Below are 10,957 nucleotides of genomic sequence, written 5' to 3' on the forward strand. Positions count from 1 at the left end.
TGTAGACATTTCCTGCGCTCAAGAGACGATGAACCCCCGTCTGATGTTGAAGCACTGATTCGAAGAAACGTTTTGCCGATTCGCCCGATTCGACCAGGGCAGCAGAATACGCGCAAAACACGCTATAAATCATCTGTAAGCTTCGTCTACAGAGTAGCATAAATCGGTTCGAATGAACATTTTTTAAGCGGATTGTCTATCCGCTTGTTTGCTGTACACTTTTTTCAGACTGCACCAAAAAAACAAACGGCACAGGGGTTTCCCTCATGCCATTTTGGATTCCATTTCTATTCTCGGTCAATGTCATTGAGTTAACTTAATGACATTGCCCTATCAGGAGCGGCTTCTTGATTAACCGAACATATCCGTTACAGCACCCTTCTCCCCCACATAACCCGATCATCCCAGTTGCCATTCAGCTTCGTAATCGTAACCCCAGGATCGCCATATGTCTGGATCACTTGGTCATTGCCAATATAGAGCCCGACATGCCCGACAATATTGTTTGTTTTGTAACGGCCGGGGGTGTAGAAGAAGACGATATCGCCCGGGATGAAGTTTTTCTGAGTGACATACTTGCCAACGGTCGATTGTGAACGAGAGGAGCGAGGCAGGTCGACACCGACATGCTTGAAAATATGCTGCACAAACGAGGAGCAATCGAACTTGCGGCTCTCCGCATAAGGGGCTGCATTAAATTTATAAGGCACGCCCATGTACTTCTTCGCATATGCGATGACCTCGTCCACTTTGTCCTGATCTGCTGTGTTGTTCCCGTTCTCGACGTCGTTCCCGTTATTGCCGTTCCCTTCATTGGAGCCGTTATTAATGGAGTTGCCGCCGTCGCCGATGTAATTGCCGTTCTCATCATAGTTGTCGGGATTATCGTAATTCGAATTGTCGTTGTTCGGACTGTTATAGTCGTAGCTGTTCATATCCGTCGACTGCGCACGGAACTGACTCGCCCCTGGAGGGGTATTCACGAGCGCATTCGTCGGGGGCTGATGCGTCCGCGCTTCAATGATCACCGATTGGCTGTTAGAATCCCAACGGACCGGCTGTTGAATGAGTTGAGACAAGGAGCGCAGCTCCAGGCATACATTGTTGTCGATCATCCGCGGCGCATCGCTCAGCAGAATCTGTTGATCACCGATTTCCGCTTGCTTCGAACCCACCTTGAACGTGTAGATCGGGTCGGTAAAGCCCATGGCAGCTACGCGATTTTTAGCATTTTCGTCATAGTGATACTGCAAATACGAAGCGGCACGTTCCGCCGGAATCCAGACGCCGCCCTTCTCTTCCCAGTGCCTCGTCTTAATGGTCGTTGCTTGCCCCTGTGCCTTCAAATTGACGACAGAGCCTGCCGTGTTATTCTTCGTGACCGTACCGCCGCTGCCCGACGCACATGAAGTGAGCAGCAGTACTGCACTTGCAAGCACCATGGATGGTTTGAGCATCTATAGATCCTCCCTATTTTGATAGTCCTCGATCGGCTGTGGTTTGATTTTCCACACGGACATGTAGTATCCCTCATCGGTTGCGAACTATGCGCATGACGGAGGTTGCCCTGCCTGCTCGACTACTGCCCATTCCTCCGCTGCGGCTTGCTCATATGCTGACGGAAAGGAGTGAATCCAAGGTGCCTAATTATCGAATTATCGTCGATTTATCCGACCGCCAATTATATTTGCTGGACGGGAGCATCGTCGTCCGCGGCTTCCCTGTCGGCATTGGCAAGATGCTCACCCGAACGCCTACTGGCGAGTACGAGATCATTAACAAACAGCCCAATCCCGGCGGGCCTTTCGGCGTCCTGTGGATGGGCTTGTCCAAGCCGCATTACGGCATTCACGGCACGAACGATCCGAGCTCCATCGGCAGACAAGTATCTCACGGTTGTATTCGAATGTATAATGAAGATGTGCTGGCTTTGTCCGCACTCGTTCCGATCCATACACGTGTGACGATTAGGCCATAATGATCAAAAATCAAGGCAGCAGCACCTGAAATTCATGCAACAATGTGACTTGAAGGTGCGTCTACATAGTACAAGTGCAAAATCATGCCATATGCGCAAGAGGGGGATTAATATGAGAAAACCGCTGCTCGTCATGACGATGCTGGTCGTGTTGTTTCTGGCTGTAACGCAATCTGTTTGGGCGTTCTCCGATACGAAGCAGGATCCGAATGAGGCGAAAATAACCGAGCTGCAGAAACGCGGCATTTTGAGCGGAAGTGGAAGCAAGAACGATCTGTTCGTGCCGAATGGCAAAGTGACCTACGCGGCTGGCATTACGATGCTTGTCAAAGGTCTTGGACTTAACATCGATAACCTTCGTTTCTTCAAGAAGCCTGAAGTGTCCGACAGCTTCTCCATGATGAAGAATGATGCGTGGTATGCAGACACCTTCATTATCGCGGCTTACAACGATTTGGATTTGGCTCGTGATACGAATCCCGCTGCAAGCATGACACGTGAACAGTTCGCCCATCATCTGTACAAAACGCTTCTGCGCACAGGCAATTATGCCTTCGATGATCTTGGCGTTGTGCTGAAGGATCAAGCGGACGTTAATCCGTCTTACTTTGGCAGTATTCAGACGCTAATAACGACGCATATTATTCAGGTCGATGCGAGCCAGAAGTTTAATCCGAAAGCCGCCATCACTCGCAGTGAAGCGGCTGGCTGGCTCTACAACACAATCAAATTCGTGGAGGAGCATTCTTCGATGCCAGTTGAGCAACCGACACCATCTCCGCTCTTTGACGTGAAGCTATTTACTGCAGCAGTCAACAAGGATGTTAATGCAGTGACCGTGTCCGCACAAGCGCCGAACCCAGGTTATGGCGTTCGTATTGCTTCGATCTCGTTCGAGGGCAATCAAGCGATCATCTATGTAGAACCAACTTCCCCGGATAAGGACAAAATGTACCCGCAAGTCATTACCGAGGTGAAAGCAGTTACGTACGTGTCTTCCGCTTACACGCCAGTACTTGGCGCGTCGGGCGCTTCCATCGGCGGCTCGACAGGTATTATCGGCGCGAACGGAACGTCTGCTGCAGATTCAGGTGCAAGTGCATCATCTACTGCTGAAAATCAATAATGTCTAAAAATTAGAAAGAAAAAAGAGAGACCCTTTGTGACCAAGCAGGCTTGGTCTCAGAGGGTCTCTTCTATGTTAGGGCATAAACCCTGCCTGCCCGAAGTAGACGGCTCCTTCGGGCATTTGCCGTTTCAGCGCGCAGGCGAAGCGGTCCGCGGTCTCCGGCGTGTAGAGCTCGCCATGGCCGAGCGCTGCATACCGCTCGGCCATCTTAAGCTGCGCCGAGCGCTTGCCGCTGCTGCCATCGCCGCGGAAGAAGTCGTCGACGACGACGCGCTCGACCGCTTCGGCGAGCAGCGCAGGGAACGCTTCGCTGCAAGGCAGCAGCGGCGACACGGCCGCCTGCACGGCGATGCCCGCTTCGCGAAGCGTGCGGATCGCGCGCAGCCGGGCGGCGATCGGCGGCGCCGCGGGCGTCAGCTCTTTGCGGACGGATTCCATGTCCGTCTCCACTGTCATGCTGACGCGGACATGCTTCCCGAGCCGCTGCAGCAGATCAATATCCCGCTCCACGAGCGGGCTGCGCGTCTGGACGAGCACGAATGCCGGCGGCTCCTCCGCCATCACCTCGAGCACGCGCCGCGTCACCCGCTCCTTATACTCCGCTGGTTGATAAGGGTCGGTCGCGGATGACATGAAGACGGTGACTTCGCCTTTCGTCAGCGCCTTGTGCCACTCTTTGCGGAACTGCGCCGCATCCAGCGGCTTCGCATCCACCCACTCTCCCCACGGCTCGTTCCGAAACAGCGCGATCGGCATCCGCCGCACATAACAGTAGGAGCAGCCGAACACGCAGCCCGAATAGGGATTGAGCGTATAGCTATATCCAGTCAGATAACCGGATGCCGGGTTAAGTAGACGGATTGTCGACTTCTTCGCCTTAGCCTTGACCTCGGCATCGTGATCGCTCGCTGACTTCGAAGCATCTGTTGACATAGGCTCAGTCTGCCTCCTTCTCGAACTGCTTAGACTGTTACTGTTAGACTGATAAATTGTTAGACGGTTAGACGATTAGACGGTCATCTTGGCTAGTGCCGGAATCTCCCAATCAATCTCTTGCACTCCGAGCTCTCGCAGATAGTCATTCGCGCGCGAGAATGGACGGCTGCCGAAGAAACCTTTGCGCGCGGCAAAAGGACTCGGATGCGCCGAGGCGATCACATGGTGCCGATCCGCATCAATTGCTGCTGCCTTCTCCTGCGCGTGCTTGCCCCACAGGATGAACACGACTGGAAGCTCACGTGCATTTAATGCCGCAATGACGGCATCGGTGAATATCTCCCAGCCGATTCCTTTGTGGGAAGCAGGCTCCCCTGCTCTGACTGTGAGCACATTGTTGAGCATCAGCACACCTTGCTTCGCCCACGCCTCCAGGCAGCCATGATCCGGAATCGTGCAGCCGAGGTCTTCCTGCAGCTCTTTGTACATATTTTGCAGCGATGGCGGTGTCTTGACTCCATGCCTCACCGAGAAGCTGAGACCATGCGCTTGCCCCGGTCCGTGGTATGGATCTTGCCCGATAATGACAACCTTTGTATCGGCGTACGGGGTAAACCGCAGCGCGTTGAACACATCGGACGGTTCCGGGTAGATCGCGTCATGCTCATACTGCTCCGCCAGCCGAGACATGAGGCTCGTGAAATATGGCTTGTGCGTCTCCTCCGCCAGTACGGTTGACCAGTCGTTATCTATATTCCAATGCATGAATGCCCTCCGGTAAATAAAGAAGTGAGATAGTGATTCTATCATGTCCACCGCAAAAGCACAAAGCCACTAAACTTGTGATGGTATATGCGATATAAAGCACTCAATTGATCCGTCAAAAGGAAACTGACTCCGTTCAATACGCTGCTGCAAATTAGCAAGCTCTTGCCTCACCTTGGCGATCAGTGCCGGAGGATATCCGAACTGAGCCGAATGCAGCTCAAACTCGTCCTCATCAACGACCTCCCACTTCCCGCGCTTGCAGACGAGGTCAATATCAAGATTTATGAATGTAACGGTATCGCCTTCCATTCGGGCAGGCTCACTGATGTTGCAATAATACTGCGTAATCTGCCCATCCACGATATCCGCACTTACCGTAAACCAGGCATCGAACGGAAAACACTCGATCGTCCAATTCTCTACCGTGAACGTCTTGCCCTTCGTAAAATGCTTCAGCTTCCTTCCGTAATGAGCGAGCACGAAGATATGCGAGTCCGTTCGCTCGAGCAATGTCGTACTCCACTCATAATGGGGGCGGTCGCCATATTTTCGAGCTTGAATCGTAATCGGAACTTGCATTGCGATGTCCTCCTTAAATCAAAAGCCTCCTCTGCCATCATTCTGAATCAATCAGAACAAGAAGCAAAGGAGACTCATCATCATCAATTACTTATGCAGCATGTGGAAGACTTGCTCAACGTCCTTATCGCCGCGGCCGGACAGGTTGATGATCAGAATCTTGTCCTTATCGAGCGTAGGCGCAAGCTTCTTCGCATAGGCGACCGCATGCGAGCTTTCGAGCGCCGGAATAATGCCTTCCGTCCGCGATAGCTCTTGGAACGCTTCAAGCACTTCTTCGTTCGTTACCGTCACATACTCCGCACGGCCGTTCACTTTCATATTGCTGTGCTCTGGTCCGATACCTGGGTAGTCGAGACCAGCGGCAATCGAATACGTTGGCTTCGGATTGCCTTGCTCATCGAGCAGGACAAGACATTTGAATCCGTGCAGTACGCTTGGCACGCCTTCTGTGAGCGACGGCGCTTGATCCGGCTCAACGCCAATTAGGCGAACGGACGGCTCGTCGATATAGTGCGCGAAGGCACCGATCGCATTGCTGCCGCCGCCTACGCAAGCGAGTACGGCATCAGGCAGCCTGCCTTCTTTTTCAAAAATTTGACGCTTCGACTCTTCGCTGATGACCGCTTGGAAATGCTTCACCATCGTCGGGAACGGATGCGGGCCAACCGCTGAGCCGAGCAAATAGAACGTATTGCGATAGTTGGCTATGAGATCGTTCAGCGCTTCGTCTACCGCATCCTTGAGGCGCCCTTGGCCTTTCTCAACTGGCACGACTTTGGCACCGAGAAGTTCCATCCGGAACACATTCAGCGCTTGCCGGCGCGTATCTTCAGCACCCATGTAGATGATGCAATCCATGCCGAACATCGCACATGCCGTTGCCGTCGCAACCCCATGCTGCCCAGCGCCTGTCTCCGCAATGACGCGCTTCGCGCCCATACGTTTGGCGAGCAGGATCTGGCCAATAACGTTATTGATTTTGTGCGCTCCTGTGTGGTTCAGGTCTTCACGCTTTAAATAAATTTTCGCGCCGCCCCACTTCTCGGTCAGCTGCTTCGCAAACGTCAACGGGTTCTCCCGTCCAACGTACTCGCGCAGGTAGTAGCGGTACTCTTCATTGAATTCCGGGTCGTCCTTGTACTTCAGAAACTGAGCTTCCAGATGGTCCAATACTTCCTGCAGTTCAGGTGGAACGAAACTACCGCCAAACTCGCCAAAATATCCTCTTTCTGCCATCTCCTGATTCATCTGCTTCAGCCTCCACTGGATCAATTCGATTCGCAAGCATATGTAACCCCTTCCATTTTAAGGAGGCTTGTCCCTTTTTGTCAAAAGAAATCTAGTTCCGCGGGATGCAAGATATAAACCGTTCAATTGATCCGCATAAGGGAACTGTTTCCGTGCGATGCGCCCCCGCAAACTCTCGTGCTCTTGCCGTATCCTAGCAATCAACTCAGGAGGATAGCCGATTTGGACTGAATAAAAACAAATTCATCCTCATCGACGACTTCCAATTTCCCGCTCCGATAGACGAGATCAATATCAAGATCAATGAATGAGACTATTGATGTCAATCTCTAGTAAAGCACTACTTTAAGATCTGGAGAATAATGAACTTAAACATATATCTTTCGACAATTTCACAAATTATGTTAACTTGAAAATTCTGCTACTTGCATAAACATTCGTGGATCAGCCTCTTCCATCGTAATTCGACTTTTTCCTAGTTCAATAAAAGGATCTATTTGTTCAATGATAGTTGGATTCTTTAAATAGCTTCCAAAGTTATTATAAAAGTCATCAATGTTAGTCCAAATTCTTTTAGTATTGATTATTTCAGCATCAGTAGAATCATCCTCATTAAATTCGACTTTCAAATCCGTGATTTCCCCCTTGTTCATATATGTCTGCAATACCATATAATCAATTACTGGGACCCCATCGATTTCAATGCCTGTGAAATGCGGATAGTTACAAATTACTGCAACATGAATCTGCTTCCCTCGTATTCCATTTAATTCAGCTTCAAAACTAGAAGCATTCCTTAGTATAAAATCTCTCTTTCTTAATACTTGTTCCGCTCCTTCTTTTAACCGTTTATATCCATTATGATAGTCCCTTGGCTCCATCGGAAACTTTATGTTCTTTATCTCAGCAATAAATACCATTTTCTCCATTGAAACGATAAGATCTATCTCCTCTGACTCCTTTTTGCTGAGAATAAATTTTTGTTTTTGAGGTACAATTGCATAGCTCCCTTTCGACGCTAAGAACCGAACCATATCGCTTTTTATTAGTTTTTCTAGCGCAGTACCTCGATCTTTCAATGAGTATTGAGCTGATTCAAGCCATTCATCAATCATTTGAAGATAGTTAGGCGCTTTGAGCGCAGGTAGAATAAAAAAATAAACATCCCTTGTTTTCAATAAAGGTCTTGACCACAAATTAATCCTACTCTTTTTTAAATAGATATCACTCTCAATAACTGTGAGAAATGATTCTATTTGCGCTTTAGAATACGTAGTTAAATTTTGTAAATAAGATATTAATTCTTTCTTTTTTATTCTCGCAAGATAACACTTCAATTTTGAATCCTTAATCGATTCCTGCTCACTAAATATATTTTCGATTGAGTTCGATAGAGACAACAATTCACCATAAAGAATAATTAAATCCTGGATATTTAGTCTGTTTAGATTCTTTAGTGGCTCTAAGTTAATATGAGGATAGAAGGATACTATTGCTGCAAGACCAGTAATAATTTCTTCATTTATTATGTGTTGTGTTGTCTTTGAAATCTGAAAATCAATGAACCCTCGGTTATTAATTCTAAGCTCCGTAACTACCGCTTTTTTTCTTTTAAGATTTATCACATCTGCAATCCGTGAGTTTTCTAAATAAATATTATGAAATTCAACCTTACTTGCTAAGACATTTCGCTCAATTCTATGTAGTCCAATTCTCTGCAATACAGGGTAAGTATCATCTTTATACTTTAGATGAATTTCATTATTAGGCATTTCAACAATTCTGCCATCCTCCCATGTCACTATATCATAGGAATCTTTAACCACACACAACACATTAGATGTAGAAAACATATATCTTGTTATGTGCTCTAACTCATCTTCATTAAAGTTATCATGCAATCCTTTTATATCTAAGAAATACACTAAGTAATTAATTAAAATATTTAACAAATCAATTTGAATTTCAAATGCACCGATTGCATTAATCGGGTTTCCTTCGACAGCGGAATGGACCTGAAAAGTAGCTATCTCCTCAAGCCTAATTGCACTATTGATATTCTCTATCTTATCGACGACCTCTCTATTAATGTCACTTGTCTGAGAGTTCACAATAGCTACCAGATACTTAATGATATTTTCAGGGTGCGCTTGTGTCTTATTGATTGCATCTTTCATGTAATCATAGAGTTGCTTAAAATATGCATTAAATAATGGTGTTGCCTCAATGATATTTAAGGCATTAAAATCATCGGGATCATAATCGTTAATAACTTCTCCAGACTTTTTTAACTCCCGATATGTTTCTAAATCTTTTGAAATTTTTTCAGAGTCAAATTTATCACTGAATGGATTAAAATGCGCTTGATTTCTTAACATATGTCGTAGGTTTCTTTGTTGTATCAATCTGTTCACGTCTCTTCTCTAAATTTAGTGTTAATATGCATGTAAAAGATGCAACCATTTCAAGAAAAGAAAAATCAGTTTCAAACCTCTATAATCCAATTTAATAATGGCGATTCAATGGTTTTCCTAATGCTGCGGTTCACATTCTCTAAGTAATCCCTCAAAATTCCCAGGAAAGCCCTAAACCTAATCTTTGAGGAATTTGATCAAGTGCTTGTTTCGCTGGAGTTTCTCGTCATTCTTCCTGCCAAAAAAAAATCCTCCTTTAAAAATCATCTGAGTTTGAGACCCAAATGCTGCAAGGAGGTTTCAAGTTAACAATAGTCTTGTATAGACATTCATCATGATTTCTTGTCTGATGCACGAACGAACTATCTCGTTAACGCTTTGAGTTTGCCGGTCAGATCATTGAGCCCGCGGATACTGTCCACAATTTCGCCAACCCGATTGCTTTGTTCTTCGGCGCTGGCTAATACTTGCTCGACGGACGCAGACGATTGTTCGGTGACCGATGCTACGGAAGTCATTTCGTCCATGACGGTTTGCGAGGAGGCTTTCAGGCTTTCGTTCATCGCCCGCAAGTTTTCCGCATGATTCAATACTTCGGCGGAATTGCTGTTGATCCTCGCGAACAACTGCTCGACGCTGTTTGTGACGACGATACCGGATTCCGACGCTTTTTGGCCTTCTGCTACCATATTGGCCGCCAATTGCACTTTCTGTTGTATCAATCCGAGAATGTTCGAAATTTCGGTCGATGCGTCTTGCGCGTGCTGCGCGAGCTTTCGGATTTCAATGGAGACGACGGAGAAGCCCTTACCATGCTCGCCCGCTCTCGCCGCTTCAATGGAGGCATTCAGGGACAATAAATTCGTCTGGTTCGCTATATTCGAAATGGCTGCGACAATGTCGCCGATTTTGCCATTTTGCTCGTTCACTTCGCCCATCACCAAGGACGTATCTCGAACAATACGAGCGATGCCATCCATCGTGTCGGCTAGAACATCCATTTGCTCTTTCCCTTGCGAGGTCATATCCGCCGTGTCGCGGGATTTGCCGCTCATCAAGGCAGATGAATGGTTCGTCTGGACAATCGTTTCGTTCACGTCGTGCAAAGCAGCGGTAATATCGGAAACGCTCGTCGCTTGCATCTCGATCCCCTCAGCCAATTGCTGGAACGCGACCACAAGCTCGCTCGCGATTTTGCCGGTTGCGCCAGCGCTTTCCTGCATGCTCGAATTGGACGCGTCCAGGACTTCAACCGACTGTTTGACTTCATCCAGCACTTGGACGGAATGTTTCCTCGAAGCTTCGGCCCCCGCTCCGGCAATCGCCACACGCTCCAGCATCTTGCTACCGATCCGGCTCTGAGCGATCAACGCCGCCACGACGAGGATGAGGAAGGCGTTCACGCCAATGACGTCCGCCCCTTGATAAGATTCTTTCGCAGCGAGAAAGTAGTTTGCCATTATGACAGCCAATAAACCGCTGAGCGTAAGTGGTTTATAATCATGATATAGCGATACGATTGCCAAGCTGAGATACAGAATGAATATGTTGCTGAAATCGATTGTCTCACGCAGGAAGAAAAAGGAGATGACTCCGAGTCCTCCCGTAATCATATACTTGACGTAAGGAACCCCCCTCTTCATCCACGTCATCACCGTGCATGCCACTGCGACAGGCAAGCCGCTAAGCAACAAGATAATAATCGTGTTGGGGGTGTCATAACTTGCTCCAATACCAAGCAAAAGACTGGCCCAAATCAAATAAGACATCAATTTGTTTCGTTGGTGCAACTCCAAATTTTGCTCACTCATGATGTTAATATCCTTTCCATGGCCATTTATTCGACTCCTACACATTACTTCGGCAAAAAACCTTTCAACATTAACATTTAATTAAAAAACC

10 protein-coding genes are annotated in these 10,957 nt (G+C 47.7%); 2 read left to right on the forward strand and 8 right to left on the reverse strand.

What is annotated here, in order from left to right; all coding sequences use genetic code 11:
- Nucleotides 1–368 precede the first annotated feature (368 nt).
- Nucleotides 369–1,457, reverse strand: coding sequence for a C40 family peptidase (locus tag A8990_RS02180; protein ID WP_116187392.1), 1,089 nt, complete (start codon nucleotides 1,455–1,457; stop codon nucleotides 369–371).
- Between the two features lie 182 nt (nucleotides 1,458–1,639).
- Between A8990_RS02180 and A8990_RS02185 the strand changes: the two genes are divergently transcribed.
- Together A8990_RS02185 and A8990_RS02190 are read left to right on the forward strand one after the other, a co-directional pair.
- Entirely contained in the window at nucleotides 1,640–1,978 is a 339-nt protein-coding gene (locus tag A8990_RS02185; protein ID WP_116187393.1) for a L,D-transpeptidase, read from the forward strand.
- 112 nt (nucleotides 1,979–2,090) lie between these two features.
- The gene (locus tag A8990_RS02190) at nucleotides 2,091–3,104 is read left to right on the forward strand and encodes an S-layer homology domain-containing protein (RefSeq protein ID WP_245995814.1); all 1,014 of its coding nucleotides are present in this window, start codon (nucleotides 2,091–2,093) and stop codon (nucleotides 3,102–3,104) included.
- A gap of 75 nt (nucleotides 3,105–3,179) precedes the next feature.
- On the opposite strand, the gene A8990_RS02195 is transcribed toward A8990_RS02190, so the two are convergent.
- From A8990_RS02195 to A8990_RS02225, 7 genes are all read right to left on the reverse strand, one after another.
- A complete protein-coding gene (locus A8990_RS02195; RefSeq protein WP_116187394.1) occupies nucleotides 3,180–4,040 on the reverse strand; it encodes an SPL family radical SAM protein in 861 nt (286 codons plus the stop codon).
- 75 nt (nucleotides 4,041–4,115) lie between these two features.
- Complete coding sequence (locus tag A8990_RS02200) at nucleotides 4,116–4,808, reverse strand: uracil-DNA glycosylase (protein ID WP_116187395.1); 693 nt, start codon at nucleotides 4,806–4,808, stop codon at nucleotides 4,116–4,118.
- 69 nt (nucleotides 4,809–4,877) lie between these two features.
- Nucleotides 4,878–5,390 (reverse strand): DUF402 domain-containing protein, encoded by a 513-nt coding sequence (locus A8990_RS02205; protein WP_116187396.1) that lies wholly within the window; start codon nucleotides 5,388–5,390, stop codon nucleotides 4,878–4,880.
- Between the two features lie 87 nt (nucleotides 5,391–5,477).
- Nucleotides 5,478–6,641: a tryptophan synthase subunit beta gene (gene trpB / locus A8990_RS02210; protein ID WP_116187397.1), complete on the reverse strand. Its 1,164-nt coding sequence runs from the start codon at nucleotides 6,639–6,641 to the stop codon at nucleotides 5,478–5,480.
- A 200-nt stretch (nucleotides 6,642–6,841) separates the two neighbouring features.
- Nucleotides 6,842–6,967 carry a ribonuclease FAU-1 family protein gene (locus tag A8990_RS32645; RefSeq protein WP_116187398.1) on the reverse strand — a complete coding sequence of 42 codons (126 nt, stop codon included), beginning with the start codon at nucleotides 6,965–6,967 and terminating at the stop codon, nucleotides 6,842–6,844.
- Between the two features lie 78 nt (nucleotides 6,968–7,045).
- Nucleotides 7,046–9,019: a hypothetical protein gene (locus A8990_RS02220; RefSeq protein WP_147306755.1), complete on the reverse strand. Its 1,974-nt coding sequence runs from the start codon at nucleotides 9,017–9,019 to the stop codon at nucleotides 7,046–7,048.
- A 398-nt stretch (nucleotides 9,020–9,417) separates the two neighbouring features.
- The gene (locus A8990_RS02225; protein ID WP_181909363.1) at nucleotides 9,418–10,866 is read right to left on the reverse strand and encodes a methyl-accepting chemotaxis protein; all 1,449 of its coding nucleotides are present in this window, start codon (nucleotides 10,864–10,866) and stop codon (nucleotides 9,418–9,420) included.
- Nucleotides 10,867–10,957 lie beyond the last annotated feature (91 nt).

This window comes from Paenibacillus taihuensis (assembly GCF_003386535.1).
Lineage (GTDB): Bacteria > Bacillota > Bacilli > Paenibacillales > Paenibacillaceae > Paenibacillus_Z > Paenibacillus_Z taihuensis.

Bases quoted from the DNA above. Each gene is read 5' to 3' on its own strand.
- trpB (WP_116187397.1), bottom strand. From the start codon at position 6,641: ATGAATCAGGAGATGGCAGAAAGAGGATATTTTGGCGAGTTTGGCGGT.
- A8990_RS02205 (WP_116187396.1), bottom strand. From the start codon at position 5,390: ATGCAAGTTCCGATTACGATTCAAGCTCGAAAATATGGCGACCGCCCC.
- A8990_RS02220 (WP_147306755.1), bottom strand. From the start codon at position 9,019: ATGTTAAGAAATCAAGCGCATTTTAATCCATTCAGTGATAAATTTGAC.
- A8990_RS02180 (WP_116187392.1), bottom strand. From the start codon at position 1,457: ATGCTCAAACCATCCATGGTGCTTGCAAGTGCAGTACTGCTGCTCACT.
- A8990_RS02200 (WP_116187395.1), bottom strand. From the start codon at position 4,808: ATGCATTGGAATATAGATAACGACTGGTCAACCGTACTGGCGGAGGAG.
- A8990_RS02190 (WP_245995814.1), top strand. From the start codon at position 2,091: ATGAGAAAACCGCTGCTCGTCATGACGATGCTGGTCGTGTTGTTTCTG.
- A8990_RS02195 (WP_116187394.1), bottom strand. From the start codon at position 4,040: ATGTCAACAGATGCTTCGAAGTCAGCGAGCGATCACGATGCCGAGGTC.
- A8990_RS02225 (WP_181909363.1), bottom strand. From the start codon at position 10,866: ATGAGTGAGCAAAATTTGGAGTTGCACCAACGAAACAAATTGATGTCT.